This is a genomic window from Micrococcus sp. PSi08 (assembly GCF_054960655.1).
This window is the reverse complement of sequence record NZ_JBHNYP010000005.1, coordinates 39,766-61,973: the sequence shown is the minus strand read 5'-3', so window position 1 is coordinate 61,973 and position 22,208 is coordinate 39,766. Positions and strand designations below refer to the sequence as shown.

Here is a 22,208-nt window from a genome sequence, read left to right as displayed (position 1 = left end):
TCCGGGCTCAGCCGCGGATGATCGCCGTGCCGGTGCCCTGCCGCTCGATCTCGGCGAGCACCTCCGCGCCCGTGGTGTGCTCGCCGATCGGATTGGGCTTGCCGGTGCCGTGGTAGTCGGACGAGCCGGTGACGAACAGTCCGTGCCGGTCCGCGAACGCGCGCAGCCAGGTGCGCTCCTCCGCCGGGTTGTCCCGGTGCTCGACCTCGACCCCCGCCAGTCCGGCCTCGGCCATCTGCTCGAACACCTCGTCGCCCACCACGCGGCCCCGCATGCGCGCCCGGGGATGCGCGAACACCGGCACCCCGCCGGCGGCCCGGATGAGCGCGACCGCCTCGGCCGGGTCCGGGGCGAAGTGCGGCACGTAGTACTTGGACCGGCCGGCGAGGATCTCCCGGAACGCCGCGGACCGGTCCGGGACGGCCCCGATCGTCACGAGGGCGTCGGCCAGGTGGGGCCGGCCGATCGTCGCGTTCTCCGCCGCGTGCTCCTGGACCAGCTCCCACGTGATCGGGAAGTCCGCCCCCAGCCGCCGCACCATCTCCTGCGCCCGGATCAGCCGCGCGTCGCGGGCCAGGCCGACCTCCCGCAGCAGGGCGGGGTCCTCGGGGTCGTGCAGGTAGCTGAGCACGTGCACGCTCACGCCGTCGGCGGAGGTGCAGGACATCTCCATGCCGGGCACGAGCGTCAGCCCGGTCTCCCGCGCGGCGTGGGCGGCCTCGGCCCAGCCGGCGGTCGTGTCGTGGTCGGTGAGCGCGAGGCCGTCCAGCCCGGCCCGCGCCGCCGCACGCACCACGTCGGCCGGCGGCTCGGTGCCGTCGGACTCGGTCGAGTGCGTGTGCAGGTCGTAGCGGGCCATGGCGGCCATGGTACCGACGACCCGCGCGCGGCGGCCCCGACCTGCCCCCGCCCACCGGTGCCATGATGGAGGGCATGACCGATGCCGCACAGCACCCCGCCCAGACCACCCCCGACCAGCCCGCCGCCACCCCCGAGGCGGGCGCCGACGGCACCGGCGCGGTGAACCCCCAGCCGCTGGCCGAGCGCGTCGACAACCGCTCGCAGCGCCCCGCCTCGAACGCCTTCCGCGACTTCATGGCCTCCGATTGGGCGCCCTCGTCGCAGGCCCTGCCCGACCCCGACGCCTCGGCCCCGTACGCCGCCCGGCGGCGGGCCGCCGTGTCCGCGCGCTTCCCGGGCGAGCGGATCGTGGTGCCGGCCGGCCGCCTCAAGGTCCGCTCGAACGACACCGACTACCGCTTCCGCGCGCACTCCGCGTTCGCCCACCTGACGGGCCTCGGCGTGGACCACGAGCCGGACGCCGTGCTCGTGCTCGAGCCCACGGACCCGGGCGCCGGCGACGACGGCACGGACCACACCGCCACCCTGTACTTCCGTCCCCTGGCCGGCCGGGACACCGAGCAGTTCTACGCGGACTCGCGCTCGGGTGAGTTCTGGATCGGCCCCCGTCCGACCCTGGCCGGCCTGGCCGCCCGCACGGGTCTGCGCACGGCGGGGCTCGAGGAGCTCGAGTCCGCCGTCACCAAGAACGTGGCCGCGGACGGCACCGCGGTGCGGCTGCTGGCCGAGACCGACCAGGACGTGGACGCCCTGCTGGCCGCCGTCCGGACCGAGGCCGGCGTGGACCTGGCCGCCGCGGCCGAGGCCGACGCCCAGACCGCCGAGTTCCTCTCCGAGCTGCGCCTGGTCAAGGACGCGTGGGAGATCGAGCGGATGCGCGCCTCGGTGGCCGCCACGATCGCGGGCTTCGAGGACGTCGTGCGGGCCCTGCCGCGCGCCGTGGGCCACGACCGCGGCGAGCGCGTGGTCGAGGGCGCCTTCTTCGCCCGCGCCCGCCTCGAGGGCAACGACCTGGGCTACGACACGATCGCGGCCTCCGGCAACAACGCCACGATCCTGCACTGGATCCGCAACACGGGCGCCGTGCGCCCGGGTGAGCTGCTCCTGCTCGACGCCGGCGTCGAGGACGACTCCCTCTACACCGCGGACATCACCCGCACCCTGCCCGTGTCCGGCACGTTCACGGACGTGCAGCGCCGCATCTACCATGCGGTCCTCGACGCCGCGGACGCCGCCTTCGCGATCGTGCGCCCCGGCATCCGGTTCCGTGAGCTCCACGCCGAGGCCATGCGGGTGCTCGTCGACCGCCTCGACGGCTGGGGCCTGCTGCCGGTCTCGGCCGAGGTCGCGCTCTCGGACGAGGGCCAGCACCACCGGCGCTGGATGCCCCACGGCACCTCGCACCACCTCGGCCTCGACGTGCACGACTGCGCGCAGGCCAAGCGCGAGCTCTACCTGGACGGCGTGCTCGAGCCGGGCATGGTCTTCACGATCGAGCCGGGTCTGTACTTCAAGGAGGAGGACCTGGCCGTGCCGGAGGAGTACCGCGGCATCGGCGTGCGCATCGAGGACGACATCCTCGTGACCGAGGACGGGGCCGAGAACCTCTCCGCGGCCCTCCCCCGCACCCCGGACGAGATCGAGGCCTGGATGGCGCGGCTCCAGGCGTGATCCGGCGCGGAGGGCGCCCCTAGGGTTCGGACCATGGGTATCGACCTGACCACCGAGCTCACCGCCCTCCGCGACCGCCTCCTCTCCGCCGAGGCGGAGCACGCCGACCTCATCTCCCGCGTCCGGGAGCGCCACCGGGCCTCGGCCCGGAACCTCGTGCACTACGTCGCCCTGCGCGGCACCGACCTGCGGCCCCTGCAGGAGGCGCTGAGCGACGCCGGACTGTCCTCGCTGGGCCGCATGGAGGCCGGCGTGCTGGGCCACGTGGACGCGGTGCTGGCCGCCGCCCGCGCGCTCGACGGCGACCCCGCCCCCGCGCCGGAGGACGACGCCCTGACCTCCGCCGAGGGCCGCGCCATCCTCGCCCGCAACGCGGCGAGCCTGCTCGGTCCGGCCCGCGACGACCGGGACGCGCGCATCATGGTGACCATGCCCTCCGAGGCCGCCACGGACCCGGAGCTCGTGACCCGGATCGCCGAGGCCGGCATGGACCTGGCGCGCGTGAACTGCGCCCACGACGACGAGCAGGCGTGGGCCGCCATGATCGCGGCGGTCCGCCGGTGCGCCGGGGCGGGCCGGCCCGCTCCCCTGGTCGCGATGGACCTGGCCGGGCCGAAGGTGCGCACGGGCCCCATCGAGCCGGGCCCGCGCGTCGTGAAGGTGAAGCCCGCCCGGGACCCCTCCGGGACCGTCACCGAGCCCTCCCGCGTGTGGCTCGCCGCCGGGACCCACGACGCCGTGGCCGCGGCTCACGGGCCGGAGGGCGCCGTCGTCGTGCCGCTGGCGGACCCGGACGGGAAGACCCTGGCGGGCCTGCAGCGCGGCGACGAGATCGAGCTGACCGACGCGCGTGGCGCACACCGCAGGCTGGAGGTCGAGCGGGTGGACGGCGAGGGCGTGCTCGTGCGGGCGGAGAAGACGGTCTACTGGGCGACGGGCACGGCGCTGACGACGCCGCACGGTCCGCTCGAGGTGGGCCAGCTGCCCCCGCTCGAGCAGTCCATGCGCGTGCACGAGGGCGAGGAGATCGTGCTGGCCCGCTCGCTCGAGCCGGTCCCCGCGGTCGACACGCCGCCCTACCGGATCGGCCTCACCCTGGCGCAGGCGTTCGCGGATGCGGCGGTCGGCGACCGGGTCTCCATCGACGACGGACGGATCGGCGCGCGGATCACAGCGGTGTCCGCCGACGAGATCACCCTCGAGGTGACCCAGGCCGGCCCTCGCGGGGCGAAGCTCAAGGCGGAGAAGGGCGTGAACTTCCCGGACACGCACCTGGCCATCCCGGCCCTCACGGACGAGGACCTCGCCCACATCCCGTTCGCGGCCCGCCACGCGGACATGGTGAACATGTCCTTCGTCCGCTCGGCCGAGGACGTGGCCCAGCTGATCGACGCGCTCGAGGCCGAGGACGCACCGGACGTGGACATCACGCTGAAGATCGAGACGGTGGAGGCCTTCCGGCAGCTGCCGCGGATGCTGCTCGAGGCGATGCGCTGGCGGGACGTCGGGGTGATGATCGCCCGTGGCGACCTGGCGGTGGAGGCCGGCTTCGCACGGATGGCCGAGCTGCAGGAGGAGATCCTGTGGCTGTGCGAGGCGGCGCACGTGCCCGCGATCTGGGCCACCCAGGTCCTCGAGTCCCTCGCCAAGACCGGCCTGCCCTCACGGGCGGAGATCACGGACGCCGCGATGGCGCAGCGGGCCGAGGCCGCGATGCTGAACAAGGGCCCGTACATCGACCGCGCCGTCACCGTCCTCGGCGACATCCTGGGCCGGATGCACGGTCATGCGAGCAAGAAGCGCGACATGCTCCGGCGGCTCGAGTCCTGGTCCCTCTGACGGGGCTCAGCCGCGCGGCTCGTCCTGGGGCCGGGGCGGGTGGCCGCCGCGCGCCTCGATGAGCTTGGCGACCTCCTCCGGGGGCAGGGTCACGCCGTAGGAGCGGTCCAGGCCGGTGGGCGCGGGGTCCGCCTCCGGGACGGGCCGGGCCGGCGCCTCGGGTCCGCCGGGAGCGGGCGCCGCGTGGGACCCGCCCGACGACGGCGCGGCGGCCGGGGTGGCCTGCACGGGCCCGTCCTCGGCCTCCTCCGCGGCGGGCGCGGGCGCCGGCTGCGGGGCCGCGGGCGGCGTCGGGGCCGCGGCACCGCCCAGGCCCAGCTCCTGGCGGGCGCGGGCGGCGTGGTCGAACGCGACCACGAGGTCGAAGGCCGTGGGCACGACGGCCTGCGAGGACGCGAAGCCGTGCTGGCCCCGACGCATCGCGAAGCCGATCACGCCGAAGATCAGCCACACCGCCAGGCCCAGCAGCATGGAGGTGAGGATCTGCCCCGGGCCGGCCTCGGGGGCCAGCAGGTAGAGGAACACGCCGATCAGTCCACCGAAGAACACGCCGCGCACTCCCGCGGACAACGCCACCTGGGCGTAGTTCAGCCGGCCGCGCACCCGCTCCACGACCCGCAGGTCCTTGCCCACGATCGACACGGCGCTCACGGGGAAGTCCGTGGCGGCGAGGCGGTCCACCTGCTCGCGCGCCTGCGCGTAGGTGGCGTAGGTGGCCAGCAGCTCTCCGCGGGGCAGGCCCTGCTCGGCGCCGGGCTGAGGGTTGGACATCATGAACGACATGGACCCATTGTGCCCGGCCCGGCGCCCGGGCGGGCGGCGGTCCGCCGTCCGCGGACACGGAGCCGCGGCCCGGCACGCCGTAGGCTGGGTCGGTGAGCTCCCCCAAGATCTTCGTAGCCCGCCTGCTGGGCCTGGACGTCTTCGACCCCCTCGGCGACCGCCTGGGACGGCTGCGCGACGTCGTCGTGCTGGACCGCGGCCCCGCCGCAGCCCCGTTCGCCACCGGCCTCGTGATCGAGGTCCCCGGCAAGAAGCGCGTCTTCGTCCCGATGACGCGGGTGACGTCCATGGACTCGGGCCGGATCATCACGACCGGGCTGATCAACCTGCGCCGGTTCTCCCGCCGTGGCGCCGAGCAGATGGTGGCCGCCGACCTCTTCGACCGGAAGGTGCGCCTCTCCGACGGGTCGGGCGAGGCCTTCCTGGAGGACATCGGGCTGGAGCAGCAGCGCAACGGCGACTGGCTGGTCTCGGACCTGTACGTGCGCCGCATCGTCGGCCGCGGCCCCTTCGGCCGCGCCCAGCGGGGCGAGCACCTCCTGCTGAACTGGGACGAGGCCCGCTGGACGGCGCAGGCCGACCCGCAGGGGGCCACGAGCTTCCTCGCCGCGCACGAGGACCTCAAGCCCGCCGACCTGGCGGACATGCTCCACGACATGTCGGAGAAGCGCCGCGTCGAGGTCGCCAGCGAGCTGCAGGACGAACGCCTCGCGGACGTGCTCCAGGAGCTGCCCGACGACGACCAGGTGCAGATCCTCTCCCAGCTGGACATCGACCGCGCCGCCGACGTCCTGGAGGAGATGGACCCGGACGACGCGGCGGACCTGCTCCACGAGCTGCCCGACTCCCAGCAGGAGCTGCTGCTCGAACGCATGGAGCCGGAGGACGCCGAGGACGTCCGGCGCCTGCTCGAGTACGAGGAGGGCACCGCGGGCTCGCTCATGACCCCCGTGCCGGTCATCCTCCCCCCGGAGGCCACCGTGGCCGAGGCCATGGCGACCATCCGACAGCAGGAGATCTCCCCCGCGCTGGCCTCGCTCGTGATCGTGGCCCGGCCGCCCCTGGAGACGCCGACGGGCCGGTTCCTCGGCGTCGTCCACTTCCAGCGCCTGCTGCGGTACCCGCCGCCGGAGGCGATCGGCAACATCATGGACAAGGACCTCGAGCCCGTCTCGGACCTCGCCCCCATCGCCCATGTGACCCGCGAGCTCGCGACCTACAACCTCACGTGCATCCCCGTGGTGAACGAGCAGGACCGCGTCGTCGGGGCCGTGAGCGTGGACGACCTGCTCGACCACATCCTGCCCGACGACTGGCGGGCCATGGACCTCGACGACGCCGAGACCCGCCCCGCAACCTGACCCCCGCGGCCCGCCGCCGCACGACACCGGAGGTGTGAGCATGACCCAGACCGCGCGAGACCTGCGCCCGGGCCGCGGCACCGGCCTGGACACCCCGCTGAGCGCCAGCGGGCGCCGCGTGCCCCGGCTGGCCCCGAACCCGGACGCCTTCGGCGAGGCCACCGAGGGCATCGCCCGCTTCATGGGCACCCCGCAGTTCCTCGTCTGGATGACGCTGTTCTGCGCCGCCTGGCTGGGCTGGAACACGTTCGGCCCGATGGAGTGGCGGTTCGACTCCGCCGAGCTCGGCTTCACCGCGCTCACGCTCATGCTCTCCCTCCAGGCGTCCTACGCCGCACCCCTGCTCCTGCTGGCGCAGAACCGCCAGGACGACCGGGACAAAGTCGCGCTGCGCGAGGACCGTGACCGCGCCGAGCGCAACCTCGCCGACACCGAGTTCCTCACCCGCGAGATCGCCGGTCTGCGGCTGGCCGTCCAGGAGGTCGCCACGCGCGACTTCGTGCGCGGCGAGCTGCGCGGCGTCCAGGACGACCTCAGGGACGACCTCCGCGAGGCGCTGCGCGCCGAGCTGCGGGAGGAGATCCGGGAGGAGATCCGGGAGGAGATCCGGGAGGAGCTGCGCGCCGGCCTCCCGGGCGCCGAGGCCCAGCCCCGCAAGAACAAGAAGACCAAGGGCCGCGGCCGGGATGCGCGGCGCGGCGACGCCGGCGCCGAGCCCACGACCACCACGCTCGCCACCCTCGCGGCCCAGGAGGCCCGCGAGGCCGGGGGGTCCGGTCCGGCGGCCGGTACCGCCGACGGTGCGGGCCCGGTGGACGGGGGCGGCCGATGAGCGCCCTGGGCCTGCCCGTGCCCGAGGTCCGCACCGACCTCGAGCGCCGGGTGCTGGAACGGCTCGCCACGGTCCAGGACCCCGAGATCCGCCGCCCGATCACCGACCTCGGCATGGTGGAGTCGGTCGTGGAGACCGCCCCGGGCGTCGTCGAGGTCGCGGTCCTGCTCACGATCGCCGCGTGCCCCCTGCGCGGGACGATCCAGACGGACGTGGCCGCCGCCGTCGCCGTCGTGCCCGGCTGTGAATCCGTGGACGTTCGCGTCGGGGTCATGGAGCCCGAGCGCCGCCTGGCGCTGCAGGACGCCCTGCGCGCGACTCGGCCGACGAACCCGTTCGGGGAGGGGACGCTCACGCGCGTCCTCGCGGTGGCCTCGGGCAAGGGCGGCGTGGGCAAGTCCTCGGTCACGGCCAACCTCGCGGTCGCGCTCGCCGCGCGCGGGCTCGCCGTCGGCCTGATCGACGCGGACGTGCACGGCTACTCCATCCCCGGGCTCCTGGGCGTGACCGGCACCCCGACGAAGCTGGACCGGATGATCCTGCCCCCCGTGGTGCGGGACGTGAAGGTCATCTCGATCGGCATGTTCCTCGACGCGGACCGACCGGTGGCCTGGCGCGGGCCGATGCTGCACCGCGCGCTCGAGCAGTTCGTCACGGATGTGCACTGGGGCGACCTGGACGTCCTGCTCGTGGACCTGCCCCCGGGCACCGGGGACATCGCGATCTCGACGGCGCAGCTGCTGCCCGCCTCGGAGCTGCTCGTGGTGACCACGCCGCAGCACGCCGCCGCGCAGGTGGCCGCGCGCGCCGGTCAGCTGGCGGAGCAGACGGGCCAGACCGTGGCCGGCGTCGTGGAGAACATGGGGCCGATGACCCTGCCAGACGGCACCGTCCTGGATGTGTTCGGGACCGGCGGCGGCGCCGAGGTGGCGGAGCGGCTGTCCGGGGTGCTGGACACGCAGGTGCCGCTGCTGGGCACCGTTCCCCTGGACCCGGCGCTGCGCGCGGGCGGCGACGCCGGCGAACCCGTGGTGGTGTCCGCGCCGGAGAGCCCCGCGGGCCGGGCGCTGACGCAGATCGCGCAGCGGGTGGCCGTGCGACCGCGCGGGCTGGCCGGGCGACCCCTGCCGTTCACCCCTCGCTGACCTCGGGTGCCGGCGCCCCGGCCGGGGCACCCGACGCGCGCGACGGCGTCAGGTCGCGTCGACGTCGAAGGGGGCGGGCGCCAGCCCGAGCAGCTCGAGGGGGTCCGGTTCGGTCTCGACGGCGGCAGGACGCTCCTCTGCGAGGGCCTCGGCGCGGCCGGAGGCCATCAGGGCTGCGGCGGCACCGCCCACGGCGGCCGCCCCCGCGGCGGGCGCGGTGGACCGAGTCTGTGCGGCGGCGACGGACTCCGCGGCGGCGGTGCTGCCGCCCCCGGCGGGGCGGCGGAAGAGCGTGCGCGGATCCATGTCCGCCAGGTCCTGGTGGGTGAGGCCGCCGTGCACGTCCTCGGCGCTGATGCCCGTCGCCTGCGCCGCCCGGGACGCGGGCGTGGACGAGCCGTCGGCGGGCTCGCGGAGCGCGTCGCGGATGATGCGGCGCGGGTCGTACTGGCGGGGGTCGTACTTGCGCCAGTCCACCTCGTCGAAGTCCGTGCCGGTCTCCTCCTTGAACTGCGCCTTGGCACCCTCGGCCTTGTCGCGCATGACGCGCAGCCAGTCGGTGAAGGCGCGCGTGTACTCGGGGAGCTTCTCCGGCCCGAGGATGACGATCGCGAGCACCGCCAAGATGATGAACTCGCTGCCGTTGATACCTAACACCCTCCGAACTCTACTAGAGCGGCACCGCCCCACAGCCCGGAGCCGCGGGGGCGGGGCGGCTCAGCCGCGGGGGCGCGGCACGGCGTCCGCGATGCGTTCGAGGCCTCGCTCGAGGCGCTCCTCGACGGCGTCTCCGCCGCCCAGCTCGAGCACCCGTGCCCGCTCGGAGACCAGCAGGTGGGTGAGGACCGCGTCCGCGCGCTCGTCCGGCAGGGTGGCCTCCACGCGGTAGGCGGCCTGCGGCGTGGTCAGCTCGGCCGTCCAGCCGTCCTCGCCCCCCGCCGGGACGATCCGGTAGACGCCGCCGCCGGCCAGTCGACGCTCCTGCGCCCCCGTGCTCAGGGGCGCGGTCGAGGCACAGCCCTCCGGGGCGGCTCCCACGATCCGGGGTCGGCACTCGCGGACGGTCACGGTCGGCTCGTCCCGACCCCAGCCGACGACGACCTCCACGTCCTCGGCCGTCTGGGCGGTGTCCACGGTGAGCGGCTCCAGGCCGGCCCCCACGAGGGAGGGCACCGTCCAGCCCTGACCCCGCAGCTCCGCGACGGTTCCGCGCCGGTCCGTCGACGCGGTCCCGGCTGCCGGCAGGGCGACGGTGTCCGTCGGGGTCGGGGCCGTGCGCACGGCCGTGGCGCGGGGCGCGCCGGCCACCCAGACCGCGGTGAACAGCCCGCCGAGCAGGACGACGAAGGTGAGCAGCCCCACCACGAGGCGGCCGGAGACGCCGCGGGCGCGCAGCACCGGGGCGACGACGGCGCCCGCCGGACGCTGGTGCACCGTGCGGGCGGCGTCGAGCACGCGGGCCCGGGCCTGGACCGTGGCGCGGCACTCGGGGCAGCGGTCCAGGTGGCGGGCGATGCGCGCCCGGGACGCGGCGGGGAGGGCGCCCTCGAGGTAGGCGTCCATGTGGCGCTGGGTGTGTCGACGTCCCATGCGGCCACCTCCTCGGTCCTCGCGTCCTCGGCCCGGCGAACGGCCTCCCACATGGCGGGAGCCGGTTCGTGCCATCTCCCATCATCGGCCCGCCTCCTGGGAGAACTCTGGGTCGCGGCCGCGTGCCGACCCGTACACTGGCCCGCGTCGCCCGTGCCGCGGGCGAGGTCCCGCCGTCGTCGTCCCGGAGTCACCCATGAGCGCCCTGCAGCCCCAGCCCACCGACAAGCACGCGTCCTGGGCCTGGTCGGAGAGCCGGGCCACCGAAGACGACGTCGTCCTGCGCGCCCGCGAGCGCGCCGCCGAGCTGGAGGTGCCGCCGGTGAGTGAGGGGACGGCGGCCCTGTTGACGGTGCTGGCGGCCACGCGTGCCCCCGCGGCGGTCGTGGAGGTGGGCACGGGCGCCGGCGTCTCGGGTCTCGCCCTGATGCGCGGTCTGCCCGAGCGCACGGTCCTCACCACCGTGGACCCGGACGCGGAGGCACAGCGCGCGGCCCGCGAGGCGTTCTCGGAGGCCCGCCTGCCCACGAGCCGCACCCGCATGATCACGGGGCGCTCCCGGCTCGTCCTCCCCCGGCTCACGAGCGGCGCCTATGAGATGGTCCTGGTGGACGGGGACCCGGCCGCACGTCAGTTCGACGTCGAGCAGGCCGCGCGCATGCTCGCCCCCGGCGGCGTGCTCGTCGTGGTGGACGCCCTCGACGGCGACCGCGTTCCCCGGCCCGCCGTGCGCGACGAGTCCACCGTGTCCGCCCGGGCGGTGGACCGCCTCATCCGGGAGGACGAGCACTGGCTGTCCGCCGTCGTCCCCTCCGGCACGGGCGTGCTGATCGCGGTGCGCCGCTGATCCGCGGCGGGGACGCGGATGCGGACGCCCCGCGCACCGTGACGGTGCGCGGGGCGTCCGCGTCGAAGGGGTCAGGGCTCAGGCCTGGATGACGCCCTCGAGGCACTCCTTGAGCTCGCGGGCCTCGTCCGCGTTGATCTCCAGCACGAGACGGCCGCCGCCGTCGATCGGCACGCGCATGATCAGGCTGCGCCCCTCCTTGGTCACTTCCATGGGACCGTCCCCGGTGCGGGGCTTCATGGCGGCCATTGCGACTTCCCTTCTGGATGATGTTCCCGTCACGGCGTCCGGTGACCGCGGGAGCGGGCACTGTCCGGACGCCTCCGGCGCCCCCGCACGCGAGCGTGCGCGAGGCCGGTCACATCACCATTATCGCGGATTCCGCGTGCTCGCGCCAAACGATGGCCCGCACCGAGCCCGGCCCGCGACTCAGGCACGCCCCGCCGGATCGCTCCGGGACGGGTCGGCGGCCTCGAGCTCGGCCACCCGGGCCCGCAGGGCGGTCACCTCGTCCTCGCGCTGCGCCAGGGCGTCCCGCAGCCGCAGCAGGACGGCGTCCACCTGGTCCCGCTGGTAGCCGGGCACCGCGACGGCCAACCGCAGCAGGTCGACATCCGCCGCGCGCGGCCGCTCCGGCAGCAGCACGGGGTGCCCCGGCGTCCGCCCGGCCGGGTCGTCGGCCCGGAGCGTGAGCCGGCCCGCGAGGGCGGCGGCCAGGGCCGCCAGCACGACGACGAGCACGGCCACCAGGACGATCCACTGCGGCCCGCTCACGCGTCGGCCCTCCCCGCCGAGCGGAGCACGCACGCGACGGCCTCCTCGGCCGTGTCCACGAGGTGGAACAGGTCCGGGTCCTCGGGCGAGATCATGCCGCGCTCCACGAGCGTGCCGCGGATCCAGTCCACAAGCGGGCTCCAGAAGCCGCGGTCCACGAGGACCACGGGGAAGCGGGTGACGGTGCCGGTCTGCACGAGGGTGAGGGCCTCGAAGAGCTCGTCCAGGGTGCCGAGGCCGCCGGGCAGCACGATGAACCCCTGCGCGTACTTGAGGAACATGACCTTACGGACGAAGAAGTAGCGGAAGTCCACGCCCACGTGCACCCAGGGGTTCAGGCCGGTCTCGAACGGCAGCTCGATGCCCAGGCCCACGGACTCTCCACCGGCCTCGTGGGCGCCCCGGTTGGCGGCCGCCATGGTGCCGGGCCCCCCGCCGGTGATGACCGTGTACCCGGCCTGGGCCAAGCGGCTCCCGACCTCGTGGGCCAGGGCGTACTCGGCGCTGCCCTCGGGCGTGCGCGCCGAGCCGAACACGGAGACCGCGGGACCCAGCCTCGCGAGGGTGCCGAAGCCCTCCACGAACTCCGCCTGGATGCGCAGGACACGCCAGGCCTCGGACGTCGTCGAGGTGACGTCGGCGGCGGGGCGTGCCGCGTCGCCGGGCCGCCGGCCGTCGAGGAGGAGCTGGTCGAACGTGGGGGTGTGCGCCGCCTCCCCGCGCAGGACCTGCCCGCCGCGGCGGACGCGCTGGGGCGCGGCGGCGACGTCGCCGCCCGAGGGGTGCTCATGTGGGGCCATGGCGTCAGCCTAACGAGCCGGCGGGCCGCCAGGGCCGGCGTCGCACGGCGCACCCCGCCGGGTGTGGCGTGCGCTATATTCCATTGGCATGACGCAGATCACGCCTGAGCAGCCCCACGGCGCCCACCTCCTCGACGAGGCCGGCACGCGGCGCCGTCGCGGTGCCGCAGGCGACGACCTGATCGTCCTCGAGGGCGTCAACAAGCACTTCGGCGACTTCCACGCCCTCCGACAGATCGACCTGCGGATCCCGCGCGGCCAGGTGGCGATCGTCCTCGGCCCGTCGGGCTCCGGCAAGTCGACGCTGTGCCGCACGATCAATCGGCTCGAGACCATCGACGACGACGGCGGCCGCATCCTGATCGACGGGCGGCCGCTCCCCACCGAGGGCAAGCAGCTCGCCCAACTGCGCGCCGAGATCGGCATGGTCTTCCAGTCGTTCAACCTCTTCGCACACAAGTCGATCCTGGAGAACGTCACCCTCGGGCCCATCAAGGTGAAGGGCAAGCGCCGGGCAGACGCCGAGCGGCACGCGATGGAGCTGCTCGAGCGCGTGGGCGTGGCCGCCCAGGCCAGGAAGATGCCGGCCCAGCTCTCCGGCGGGCAGCAGCAGCGCGTGGCCATCGCCCGTGCCCTGGCGATGGAGCCGAAGGCCCTGCTCTTCGACGAGCCGACCTCCGCCCTCGATCCCGAGATGGTGCAGGAGGTCCTCGACGTCATGGTCCAGCTCGCCGAGGGGGGCATGACCATGGTCGTGGTCACCCATGAGATGGGCTTCGCCCGCAAGGCCGGGGACCGCGTGGTCTTCATGGCCGACGGCGCCATCCTCGAGGACACCGACCCCGACACCTTCTTCACGAACCCCCGGCACGAGCGCGCCCAGGACTTCCTGGGCAAGATCCTCGCGCACTGACCCCGTCCCCCGTCGCCCCCACCGCACCGAACCAGAGGAGAGCACCATGCTCCGCACGAAGCTCCTGACCCTGTCCGCCGTCACCGCCGCGGCCGCCCTGTCCCTCACCGCCTGCGCCCCCTCCTCGTCGCAGGGCGGCGGTGGCGACGCCGCCGGCTCGTCTTCGGCCGGCGAGTCGACGTCGTCCGGCTCCGGCGAGCGCCTGCGCATCGGCATCAAGTTCGACCAGCCGGGCCTGGGCTACCGCGAGGGCTCGGCCCAGCCCACCGGCTTCGACACGGACGTGGCCCGCTACGTGGCGGACAAGCTCGGCGTGGCCGAGAAGGACATCGAGTGGGTCCAGACCCCGTCCGCGAACCGGGAGAACGCCCTGGAGAACGGCGAGGTCGACATGATCTTCGCGACGTACTCCATCACGGACGCCCGCAAGGAGCGCGTCGACTTCGCGGGCCCGTACTTCGTGGCCGGCCAGGACCTGCTGGTCCGCGCGGACGACACCGCGATCACCGGCCCCGAGTCCCTCGAGGGGAAGAACCTCTGCTCCGTCACCGGCTCCACCTCGGCCCAGAAGATCAAGGACCAGTTCGCCTCCGGCGTGAACCTGGTGGAGCAGGGCGGCTACGCCGAATGCGTGACCTACCTCGAGTCCGGCCAGGTGGACGCCGTGACCACGGACGACATCATCCTCGCGGGCTTGGCCGCCGCCGACGCCAACAAGGGCAAGTTCAAGGTCGTCGGCAACACCTTCACCACGGAGCGCTACGGCGTCGGTCTGCCGAAGGACTCGGAGCGGTGCGAGGACATCAACGAAGCCATCAAGGAGATGAAGGACTCCGGCGAGTGGGAGAAGGCCCTCGAGTCCAACACCGAGGGCACGGGCTACACCTACGACGAGACGCTGAACTCCGGCGAGGACGCCGAGTTCGAGCCCTGCGCCTGACGACCTGCGCCGCCGGGTGGGCCTGGGACGTGACCTGAACCGTCACCCTCGGCCCGCCCGGCGGCTCCCCTGCCCGTCAGCCTTGTCCCGACCCTCGGAGAACTCATGGAATCGATCTCCTCGCTCCTCGCGGACTACGGCGCGGACATCCCGCTCGCGTTCTGGACGAACATCAGGCTCGCGTTCCTCGCGACCCTCGGCTCGTTCGTCCTCGGCGTGGTGCTCGCCCTGTTCCGCATCTCGCCCGTCCCCTCGCTGCGCGCCCTCGGCGCCGGCTACGTCAACGTGGTCCGCAACACCCCGCTCACGATCATCATGCTGCTCGGCGTGCTCGCCGTCTGGGGACAGCTGAAGATCAGCTTCTCGTCCGACTTCACGCTGAACTTCTTCATCTACGCCGTGATCGCCCTCTCGCTCTACCACGCGGCGTTCATGTGCGAGGCGATCCGCTCCGGCGTCAACACCGTCCCGCTCGGGCAGGCCGAGGCCGCCCGCTCCATCGGCCTGGGCTTCCTGCCCGCGGCCCGCCACGTGATCCTGCCCCAGGCGCTGCGCGGGGCCATCACCCCGCTGGGCAACACCGTGATCGCGCTGACCAAGAACACCACCGTCGCCGCCGCGGCGTCGGTGGCGGAGGCCTCGGGCCTGATGAAGCGCATGATCGAGTTCAGCCCGGACGTGATGGTGGCGATCTTCCTGACCTTCGCGATCGGCTTCTGCCTGATCGTCATCCCCATCGGCCTGCTGACCACGTGGGCCTCGGAGAAGTGGGCGGTGGCCCGATGAGTGCCCAGGCCTCCGTCCTCTTCGACGCCCCGGGTCCGATCGCCCGCCGGCGGATCCTCCTCGCCAACCTCGTCTCCCTCGCCGCGGTGTTGGTCGTGGCGGTGCTCGTGCTGATCCAGATGAACGCCACCGGCCAGCTCTCCGGCCGCCGCTGGCTGGCCGCCGTCGACGGCAACGCGTGGCGGAACTATTACCTGCCGGGCCTGCAGTTCACCCTGCAGTCCGCGGGCATCGCCGTGGTCTCCTCCGTGGTGTTCGGCCTGGTGTTCGGCTTCCTGCGGCTGGCCCCGGTCGGCCCGGTGCGCTGGCTGGCCGCCGTCGTCGTGGAGTTCTTCCGGGCCGTGCCGGTGCTCGTGATGATGGTGTTCTTCTACCAGCTGTTCGCACAGGTCGCGCGCACCGGGGCGATCCAGCCCCAGGACGGCCCGTACTACGCGGTGATCGCGGCGCTGACCCTGTACAACGGGTCTGTGATCGCGGAGCTGGTGCGCTCCGGGGTGCGCTCGCTGCCGCGCGGCCAGCGCGAGGCGGCCGCGGCGGTGGGCATGACGAGCATGCAGTCCCTGCGGCTCGTGGAGGTGCCTCAGGCCCTCATCGCCATGCTGCCGTCGCTGCTGAGCCAGTTCGTGGTGATCCTCAAGGACTCGGCGCTGGGCTACCTCATCGGCTTCTTCGAACTCCTGCAGTACGCCCGCCAGCTCGGCTCCGGCAACGGCAACATCCTGCAGTCCCTCGTGGTGGCCGCGATGATCTTCATCGTGATCAACTTCCTCCTCACCTGGGCGGCCACCCGGCTCTCGCGGCGGCTGTCGTCGCGGACGGCTGGCGACGCCAGCGCCCCCACGACCCCGCGCGTCGGGGCGCCCACGGACACGGCGGGCTGACCGGGCGGCGGGCGAGGCGGGCCCGCAGGTCGGGCGGCTGGCACCGGCCGACGTCGTCGGGTCAGCCGGCCAGCCAGGCCGTGAGCGCCGCGAGGCACGCGTGGACCGCCTCGCGGGGCACGTGCTCGTCGTCCGTGTGGGCCAGGAGGGCGTCGCCGGGGCCGAAGTTGACCGCGGGCACGCCCAGCTGGGAGAACCGGGCCACGTCCGTCCACCCGTACTTGGGCTGGGGCTCTCCCCCGACGGCGGCGACGAACGCGGCGGCGGCCGGCCGGTCCAGACCGGGGCGGGCGGCGGGCGAGGCGTCGTCGATCCGCACCTGGGCGTCCCAGTCCACGCCGGCCCCCTCCAGCACCGCGCGCACGTGCGCGTGGGCCTGGTCGAGGGTCTTGTCCGGAGCGAACCGGTAGTTCAGGTCCACGGACGCCTCGTCCGGGATGACGTTGCCCGCGACGCCGCCGGCCACGCGGATCGCGTGCAGCCCCTCGCGGTACTCCAGGCCCTCCACCGTGACCGTGGCCGGCTCGTACGCCGCCAGGGCGGTGAGCACGGGGGCCAGCTTGTGGATCGCGTTGTCGCCGCGCCAGGCGCGGCCCGAGTGCGCCGCGACACCGGAGAAGGTGACGCGGTACCGGCACGTGCCGTTGCAGCCGCCCTCCACGACGCCGTCGGTCGGCTCGAGCAGCACCGCGAAGTCGCCCTCCAGCAGCTCGGGGGCCTGGCGGGCCACGCGGGCGAGGCCCGACAGGTCCGAGGAGACCTCCTCGTGGTCGTAGAACACCCACGTGACGTCGTGCACGGGGGTCGGGCCGTCCGCGCGGCCGAAGCGGCCGGCCAGGGCCAGCTGCACGGCGACGCCGGACTTCATGTCCACGGCCCCGCGGCCGTACAGCACGTCCCCGTCCCACGCCGAGGGCACGGTCCCGCGCGAGCCCGGCACGGTGGGCAGGGGCACCGTGTCCAGGTGCCCGGCGAGGATCACGCGGGTCGGCCGCCCCAGAGCGGTGCGGGCGACGACGGCGTCCCCGAACCGCCGCACCTCGAGGCCGCCGAGGGCGCGCAGGGCCTGCTCGACGGCGTCGGCCAGCGGCCCCTCCTCCCCCGAGACGGAGCGCACGTCCAGCAGGGTGGCGGTGAGCGCCGCGACGTCGAGGTCCGGATCGGCGAGGTCGGGCAGGGGCACGGGGGTGAGACTCATGTGTCCAGTCTACGGACGCGCCTCCCACCGCCCTGCAGCGTGCCACCGCCACTCAGTAGGCTGAGGCGCATGACCCAGACCGCTGCACAGCAGCCCTCCCCCCGTCTCGTCTCCGGCCACGGCCTGGCCACCACGGCCGCCGACGGCGCCGTTCTGGACGTGTGGTTCCCCGCCCCCGTGGCCGGCCCGCTCTCCGCTGCGGACGCCTCGCTGCGCGACACCCTGCGCGCCCTCGCCGCGGACGACGCGGACCGCGGGACCACGCAGGCCGTCGTCGAGCTGGAAGTCGACCTGGACGCCGCCCCGGCCTCCACCGCGGACGCGTGGCTGCGCCTGCACGCCCTCTCGCACCGCCTGGCGCGGCCGAACGAGCTCAACCTCGACGGCGTCTTCGGGCTGCTCACCAACGTGGTGTGGACGAACCACGGACCCTGCGCGGTCGCCGACTTCGAGCTGACGCGGGCGAGGCTGCGTGCCCGCGGCGCCGTGCAGGTGTACGGCGTGGACAAGTTCCCGCGCATGACGGACTACGTCGTGCCCTCCGGGGTGCGCATCGGCGACGCGGACCGGGTGCGCCTGGGCGCCCACCTGGCCGAGGGGACGACCGTGATGCACGAGGGCTTCGTCAACTTCAACGCGGGCACCCTGGGGCACTCGATGGTGGAGGGCCGGATCTCGGCCGGCGTCGTGGTGGGCGACGGGTCCGACGTCGGAGGCGGCGCGTCCATCATGGGCACGCTCTCCGGCGGCGGCACCCAGCGGATCGTGATCGGCGAGCACGTGCTGCTCGGCGCGAACTCCGGCGTGGGCATCTCCGTCGGCGACGACTGCGTGGTCGAGGCCGGTCTGTACGTCACCGCGGGCACGCGCGTGAGCGTGCTCCAGGACGGCGAGGCGGCGCGGACCGTGAAGGCCGTGGACCTCTCCGGCGTGCCGAACCTGCTGTTCCGCCGCAACTCCACCACGGGCCGGGTCGAGGCCCTCCCCCGCGCCGGCCGGACCGTCGAACTGAACGCTGCGCTGCACGCGAACTGACCCGTCGCGCCAGGCCCGCGGCTCTTCCCTCCCCTCCCCGTTCCCCGCCGCGTTGGGGGGCGATTTCCGGTGGTATCCCGCCGGGATAACGCCCACTATCGCCCCCGGAGCTCCACGGCGGTCCGGGGGCGGGGCGACGACGGCGGCACGCGGCGCGGGCCGCCGGCTCCTGCACAGCGGCGCTCGCCCCGCGCGTCGTCCCCGTGCCACGTCCACCTCGCCCCGGGCGCCCCGCCGGTGTCGTCCGATGGGTGCATGCCGCGCGTCGTGACTCCTCTGCCGCCCGACCAGCCCGCCGTCCTGTTGGCCACGGACCTGGCCCGACTGGGACTGCCGCCCGACCGCGCCCGCCGGTCGGACCTGGAGCGGGTGGGGCAGGGCATCCACCGGCAGCGGGCGCACCCTGGCACGGGATGGGCCGACCTGGGCCTGCCCGAGCCCGGGCACGGCTTCTCCCCCGATCACCTCGCCGCGCTTCTGCGCCGACGCCCGGATGCCGTCCTCTCCCACGAGACCGCGGCCCACCTGCACGGTCTACCGATGCCCGCGCGTGCCTGGCGGCGGCGCGACCCGGCGACCGGCGAGCTCGACGTCGACCCGCCGGTTCACCTCACCGTGGCCCGGGGGACACGACGCGTCCGGCGGGCTGGTCTGATGGACCACCGGCGGCCGCTGGCGCCCGAGTTCGTCACGCACGTGCACGGCCTGCGCGTCACCACGGTCGATCGCACCTGGCTGGACCTGTGCTCCCTGACTCCCCCGTGGACGTTCGAGGACCTCGTGGCCGCCGGGGACCACGCCGTCCGGCACCCGTGGACGCCCGCGGGCCGGACGGATCCGGCCACCACGATCGCCGCGCTGCGGTCGGCGCTGCACGCGTCCGGACGCTTCCACGGCCGCCCGGCCGCCCGGGAGGCGCTGGATTCCGTTCGCGTCGGGGCGGACTCGCCGCCCGAGACCCGCCTGCGCCTCGCCCTCGTGGCCGGCGGGCTGCCGGAGCCGGGGCTGCAGGCCGCGCTCGAACCCGAGGACCCCTTCTCCCCCGTGGCCGACCTCGCCTACCGCCACGTGCGCCTGGCCCTGCAGTACGACGGTGCCGGGCACCGCACGCGGGAGCAGCAGGCGCGCGACGCCCGCCGGGACCGCTACGGCCAGGCGCGCGGCTGGACGACGCTCCGCGTCACCTGGGCGGATGGGCGCGAGGACTTCCGTGGCGTCGTCGCGGTGGTCCGACGCCGCCTCGGCCCCTCCGCCTCGACATGAAGACGCTCCGGCGAACGCATTGGGGGCGGTTTCGGGTGGTATTCCGTCGGAATACCACCCGAAACCGCCCCCAAACGCAGGGTCAGCGCCCCCGGGTCAGCGCTGCGGGTACTGGCGCAGCTGCTCGCCCACGTAGATCTGGCGCGGGCGGCCGATCTTGGTGGCCGGGTCCTCCATGAGCTCGCGCCACTGGGCGATCCAGCCGGGCAGGCGGCCCAGGGCGAAGAGGACGGTGAACATCTTCTCCGGGAAGCCCATGGCCTTGTAGATCACGCCGGTGTAGAAGTCGACGTTCGGGTAGAGCTTGCGCTCCACGAAGTAGTCGTCGGCGAGGGCCTTCTCCTCGAGACGCTGGGCGATCTCCAGCAGCTCGTCGTTGCCGCCCATCTTGCCCAGGATGTCCTCGGCGGTCTTCTTGATGATCTTGGCCCGCGGGTCGTAGTTCTTGTACACGCGGTGCCCGAAGCCCATCAGACGGACGCCGTCCTCCTTGTTCTTCACCTTCTCCATGAAGTCCTCGGGCGTGATGCCCTCCGACTTGATCTTCCGGAGCATGTTCAGCACGGCCTCGTTGGCGCCACCGTGCAGCGGGCCGTAGAGGGCGTTGATGCCGGCGGACACCGAGGCGAACAGGTTGGCCTGGGTGGAGCCGACCAGGCGCACCGTCGAGGTGGAGGCGTTCTGCTCGTGGTCCGCGTGCAGCATGAGCAGCAGGTCGAGGGCCTTGACCACGTCCGGGTCGATGTCGTATTCCTCGGCCGGCACGCCGAAGCACAGGCGGAGGAAGTTCTCCACGTAGTTCAGCGAGTTGTGCGGGTACATGAACGGCTGGCCCAGCGACTTCTTGAACGCGTAGGAGGCCAGCACCGGCAGCTTGCCCAGCAGACGCACGGTGGAGATGTGGACCTGCTCCGGATCGTGCGGGTCCAGGGAGTCCGGGTAGAACGTGGACAGCCCGGACACGGAGGAGGACAGCACCGGCATGGGGTGCGCGTCCCGCGGGAAGCCGTTGAAGAACAGCTTGAGGTCCTCGTGCACCATGTTGTGGCGCAGGATGTTGGTCTCCCAGGCCTCCAGGGTCTCCTTGGACTCGGGCAGCTCACCGTAGATCAGCAGGTAGGCCACCTCCATGAACGAGGAGTGCTCGGCGAGGTCCTCGATGGCGTAGCCGCGGTAGCGCAGGATGCCCTGGTCGCCGTCGATGAACGTGACGGCCGACTTGGCGTTCGCCGTGTTCATGAAGCCCGGGTCGTAGGTGACGTCGCCGGTCTCCTTCAGGAGCGGGGCGATGTTGATGCCGTTGTTGCCCTCTGTGGCGTGCTCGACGCCCAGGTCCAGGCTCTGCTCGCCGACGGTCAGCCGGACGGACTCGTGATGGGTCACGGGTGTGCTCCCTCGTCTTGTCTTCTCGATGGCCCGGGTTCGCACGCCCATGTGGGCGCGCCCACGCGGGGACGACTCTGCTCCAAACTATCAAGGACCGGCCCGGGACGCGCGGTCGCTTCCCCCGACGACGGCCCCCGACCCCGGCTCAGCCGGTCCGCGGCCCGCGGGCCGTGAGTCTCGCCGCGGCCCGGGCGACCGCCTCGTCCGTGGCGGTGATCGCCACGCGGACGTAGCCGTCGCCGCCGGCACCGTAGAACACGCCGGGCCCGGCGATGATGCCCAGGTCCGCCAGGTCGCCCAGCAGGTCCCACGAGTCCTGCGCCGTGGCGTCGGCCGGGTCCAGGTCCGCCCGCCGGGTCCACAGGTACAGCCCCGCCTCGGAGTGGTCCACCGTGTGGCCGGAGGCCTCCAGCGCGGTGCGCAGCGCGTCCCGACGGCGGCGGTAGCGGTCCTTCTGCTCCGCCACGTGTGCGTCGTCGGCCAGGGCCACGGCCATCGCGTGCTGCACCGGGGCGGGCACGATCATGCCCGCGTGCTTGCGGGTGTTGATCAGGGTCGCCACGAGCTGCGGATCCCCCGCGGCGAACGCGGCGCGGTAGCCGGCGAGGTTGGACTGCTTGGACAGCGAGTAGACGCTCAGCAGGCCCGTCAGGTCGCCACCGGAGACCTCGTCGGACAGGATGCAGGGCACGACGGCCCCGTCCCACGCGTCCCAGCCGAGCTCGGCGTAGCACTCGTCCCCGCACACCACGGCGCCCACGTCACGGGCGGCGTCCACCGTGCGGCGCAGCGCCGCCGCGTCCAGCACGGCGCCGGTGGGGTTGGCCGGCGAGTTGGTCCACACGAGGCGCACCCGCTCCCGCACCTCGGGCGCCAGCGCGTCGAGGTCGTCCGCGGCCACGGCCTCCGCCCCGGCCAGCAGCGCGCCCACCGCATAGGTGGGGTAGGCGGCCTCGGGGTGGACGACGACGTCGCCTGCGCCCAGCCCGAGCAGCGTGGGCAGCCACGCGATGAACTCCTTGGACCCGACCGTGGGCACCACGGCCGCCGGGTCCAGCCCGGACACCCCGCGACGCCGGGCGTACCAGTCGACGACCGCGCGGCGCAGGTCGTCCGTGCCGTGCGTCGTCGGGTAGCCGTGCGCGTCGGCGGCCTCGGTCAGGGCCCGGCGGATTAGCGCCGGCGTCGGATCCACGGGCGTGCCGATGGACAGGTCCGCGACGCCGTCCGGGTGGGCGGCGGCACGCTCACGGTAGGGGGTGAGCGTGTCCCACGGGTAGTCCGGCAGCGTCAGCATGGG

At 74.0% G+C, this 22,208-nt stretch carries 22 protein-coding genes; 12 read left to right on the top strand and 10 right to left on the bottom strand.

The genetic code is table 11. The features are described 5' to 3' along the window. Positions 1–7: 7 nt before the first annotated feature. Positions 8–868: a PHP domain-containing protein gene (locus tag ACFI33_RS02725; RefSeq protein ID WP_049147253.1), complete on the bottom strand. Its 861-nt coding sequence runs from the start codon at positions 866–868 to the stop codon at positions 8–10. 65 nt (positions 869–933) lie between these two features. On the opposite strand from ACFI33_RS02725, the gene ACFI33_RS02720 reads away from it, so the two are divergent. Then, the gene (locus ACFI33_RS02720) at positions 934–2,532 is read left to right on the top strand and encodes an aminopeptidase P family protein (protein ID WP_073117084.1); all 1,599 of its coding nucleotides are present in this window, start codon (positions 934–936) and stop codon (positions 2,530–2,532) included. 33 nt (positions 2,533–2,565) lie between these two features. Then, positions 2,566–4,371, top strand: a complete 1,806-nt coding sequence (locus ACFI33_RS02715; protein ID WP_036339218.1) for a pyruvate kinase — start codon at positions 2,566–2,568, stop codon at positions 4,369–4,371. A gap of 6 nt (positions 4,372–4,377) precedes the next feature. On the opposite strand, the gene ACFI33_RS02710 is transcribed toward ACFI33_RS02715, so the two are convergent. Further along, positions 4,378–5,154, bottom strand: coding sequence for a YflT domain-containing protein (locus ACFI33_RS02710; RefSeq protein WP_036339215.1), 777 nt, complete (start codon positions 5,152–5,154; stop codon positions 4,378–4,380). Between the two features lie 92 nt (positions 5,155–5,246). Between ACFI33_RS02710 and ACFI33_RS02705 the strand changes: the two genes are divergently transcribed. From ACFI33_RS02705 to ACFI33_RS02695, 3 genes are read left to right on the top strand one after another with little or no spacing between them, the layout of a single operon-like run. Continuing rightward, positions 5,247–6,515 (top strand): magnesium transporter MgtE N-terminal domain-containing protein, encoded by a 1,269-nt coding sequence (locus ACFI33_RS02705; RefSeq protein ID WP_036339212.1) that lies wholly within the window; start codon positions 5,247–5,249, stop codon positions 6,513–6,515. 40 nt (positions 6,516–6,555) lie between these two features. Continuing rightward, positions 6,556–7,347 carry a DUF1003 domain-containing protein gene (locus ACFI33_RS02700; protein WP_036339209.1) on the top strand — a complete coding sequence of 264 codons (792 nt, stop codon included), beginning with the start codon at positions 6,556–6,558 and terminating at the stop codon, positions 7,345–7,347. Then, positions 7,344–8,492 (top strand): Mrp/NBP35 family ATP-binding protein, encoded by a 1,149-nt coding sequence (locus ACFI33_RS02695; RefSeq protein WP_036339206.1) that lies wholly within the window; start codon positions 7,344–7,346, stop codon positions 8,490–8,492. Before ACFI33_RS02700 ends, ACFI33_RS02695 begins: the two co-directional genes overlap by 4 nt. Positions 8,493–8,540: 48 nt before the next feature. Here ACFI33_RS02695 and ACFI33_RS02690 read toward each other — a convergent pair whose 3' ends face one another. Together ACFI33_RS02690 and ACFI33_RS02685 are read right to left on the bottom strand one after the other, a co-directional pair. After that, a complete protein-coding gene (locus ACFI33_RS02690) occupies positions 8,541–9,149 on the bottom strand; it encodes a Sec-independent protein translocase family protein (RefSeq protein ID WP_036316486.1) in 609 nt (202 codons plus the stop codon). 60 nt (positions 9,150–9,209) lie between these two features. Beyond that, positions 9,210–10,082, bottom strand: coding sequence for a zf-HC2 domain-containing protein (locus ACFI33_RS02685; protein WP_036316484.1), 873 nt, complete (start codon positions 10,080–10,082; stop codon positions 9,210–9,212). 196 nt (positions 10,083–10,278) lie between these two features. On the opposite strand from ACFI33_RS02685, the gene ACFI33_RS02680 reads away from it, so the two are divergent. Then, a complete protein-coding gene (locus ACFI33_RS02680) occupies positions 10,279–10,929 on the top strand; it encodes an O-methyltransferase (protein WP_036339203.1) in 651 nt (216 codons plus the stop codon). A gap of 78 nt (positions 10,930–11,007) precedes the next feature. On the opposite strand, the gene ACFI33_RS02675 is transcribed toward ACFI33_RS02680, so the two are convergent. The 3 genes from ACFI33_RS02675 to ACFI33_RS02665 all read right to left on the bottom strand — a co-directional run bounded on the left by ACFI33_RS02675 (position 11,008) and on the right by ACFI33_RS02665 (position 12,503). Continuing rightward, on the bottom strand, positions 11,008–11,178 hold the full coding sequence (locus tag ACFI33_RS02675; protein WP_002855133.1) for a DUF3117 domain-containing protein: 171 nt from the start codon (positions 11,176–11,178) through the stop codon (positions 11,008–11,010). Positions 11,179–11,358: 180 nt separating this feature from the next. Then, positions 11,359–11,703, bottom strand: a complete 345-nt coding sequence (locus ACFI33_RS02670; protein ID WP_036339289.1) for a hypothetical protein — start codon at positions 11,701–11,703, stop codon at positions 11,359–11,361. After that, a complete protein-coding gene (locus tag ACFI33_RS02665) occupies positions 11,700–12,503 on the bottom strand; it encodes an LOG family protein (protein ID WP_036339200.1) in 804 nt (267 codons plus the stop codon). The genes ACFI33_RS02670 and ACFI33_RS02665 overlap by 4 nt, the downstream gene beginning before the upstream one ends. Before the next feature lie 178 nt (positions 12,504–12,681). Between ACFI33_RS02665 and ACFI33_RS02660 the strand changes: the two genes are divergently transcribed. The 4 genes from ACFI33_RS02660 to ACFI33_RS02645 all read left to right on the top strand — a co-directional run bounded on the left by ACFI33_RS02660 (position 12,682) and on the right by ACFI33_RS02645 (position 16,026). Next, positions 12,682–13,416, top strand: a complete 735-nt coding sequence (locus tag ACFI33_RS02660; protein ID WP_127435213.1) for an amino acid ABC transporter ATP-binding protein — start codon at positions 12,682–12,684, stop codon at positions 13,414–13,416. 46 nt (positions 13,417–13,462) lie between these two features. Then, positions 13,463–14,356: a glutamate ABC transporter substrate-binding protein gene (locus tag ACFI33_RS02655; RefSeq protein ID WP_060973724.1), complete on the top strand. Its 894-nt coding sequence runs from the start codon at positions 13,463–13,465 to the stop codon at positions 14,354–14,356. A 105-nt stretch (positions 14,357–14,461) separates the two neighbouring features. Next, on the top strand, positions 14,462–15,142 hold the full coding sequence (locus ACFI33_RS02650) for an amino acid ABC transporter permease (protein WP_049146610.1): 681 nt from the start codon (positions 14,462–14,464) through the stop codon (positions 15,140–15,142). Next, entirely contained in the window at positions 15,139–16,026 is an 888-nt protein-coding gene (locus tag ACFI33_RS02645) for an amino acid ABC transporter permease (RefSeq protein ID WP_036339187.1), read from the top strand. The genes ACFI33_RS02650 and ACFI33_RS02645 overlap by 4 nt, the downstream gene beginning before the upstream one ends. 61 nt (positions 16,027–16,087) lie before the next feature. On the opposite strand, the gene dapE is transcribed toward ACFI33_RS02645, so the two are convergent. Further along, positions 16,088–17,224 carry a succinyl-diaminopimelate desuccinylase gene (dapE, locus tag ACFI33_RS02640; RefSeq protein ID WP_036339183.1) on the bottom strand — a complete coding sequence of 379 codons (1,137 nt, stop codon included), beginning with the start codon at positions 17,222–17,224 and terminating at the stop codon, positions 16,088–16,090. Positions 17,225–17,293: 69 nt separating this feature from the next. On the opposite strand from dapE, the gene dapD reads away from it, so the two are divergent. Together dapD and ACFI33_RS02630 are read left to right on the top strand one after the other, a co-directional pair. Next, a complete protein-coding gene (gene dapD, locus ACFI33_RS02635; RefSeq protein WP_036339180.1) occupies positions 17,294–18,259 on the top strand; it encodes a 2,3,4,5-tetrahydropyridine-2,6-dicarboxylate N-succinyltransferase in 966 nt (321 codons plus the stop codon). A gap of 255 nt (positions 18,260–18,514) precedes the next feature. Beyond that, on the top strand, positions 18,515–19,522 hold the full coding sequence (locus tag ACFI33_RS02630) for a DUF559 domain-containing protein (protein ID WP_336575018.1): 1,008 nt from the start codon (positions 18,515–18,517) through the stop codon (positions 19,520–19,522). Between the two features lie 96 nt (positions 19,523–19,618). Here ACFI33_RS02630 and ACFI33_RS02625 read toward each other — a convergent pair whose 3' ends face one another. After that, positions 19,619–20,905 carry a citrate synthase gene (locus ACFI33_RS02625; protein ID WP_073117070.1) on the bottom strand — a complete coding sequence of 429 codons (1,287 nt, stop codon included), beginning with the start codon at positions 20,903–20,905 and terminating at the stop codon, positions 19,619–19,621. Positions 20,906–21,053: 148 nt separating this feature from the next. After that, a complete protein-coding gene (gene dapC, locus ACFI33_RS02620; RefSeq protein ID WP_127435468.1) occupies positions 21,054–22,205 on the bottom strand; it encodes a succinyldiaminopimelate transaminase in 1,152 nt (383 codons plus the stop codon). Positions 22,206–22,208 lie beyond the last annotated feature (3 nt).